Source organism: Vibrio sp. Y176 (assembly GCF_033438945.1).
In genome coordinates this window covers 1-551 of sequence record NZ_JAWOQS010001011.1, presented here as the reverse complement: position 1 = coordinate 551, position 551 = coordinate 1, and the positions used below count along the sequence as shown (strand labels likewise).

1 protein-coding gene is annotated in these 551 nt (G+C 44.1%); it reads left to right on the top strand.

Annotated features, from left to right (window positions below):
* Window positions 1-551, top strand: a 551-nt coding sequence (locus tag R7O13_RS29925) for an integron integrase (RefSeq protein ID WP_318305599.1), incomplete at both ends; no start/stop codon positions are given.

The window sequence follows — 551 nt, the reverse complement described above, 5'->3', positions numbered from 1 at the left end:
ATGAAGTCCGCAGGTTTGTGCAACATATCGATCCGAGATATAAGCTTCACATCCAACTCCTATACGGTTCTGGGCTTCGAATTATGGAATGCCTTAGACTAAGAATCCAAGACATAGATTATGACTATGGTGCAGTGAGAGTCTGGCAAGGGAAAGGTGGAAAAAACCGTACGGTCACATTGGCGAAAGAGCTCCATGAGCCACTAAAATCGCAGATGAACTTCGCAAGAAACTACTACTTCAAGGACCAGCATGTACCCGGATACGCAGGTGTTTACATCTCTGAAGGTTTACGCCGTAAATATCCGAATGCAGAATTAGATTTCAATTGGCACTTTTTGTTTCCGTCTAACAAGTTAAGTGTCGACAAAGAGACAGGGCAACTGCGAAGACATCATATAAATGAAAGCGCTATTCAAAGAGCGGTAAAGCGCTCCGCGCTCGATGCAAGCATAGAAAAAACAGTCACCTGTCACACGTTAAGACATAGCTTTGCAACGCATTTATTGGAATCTGGTGCCGATATTAGAACAGTGCAAGAGCAGCTTGGC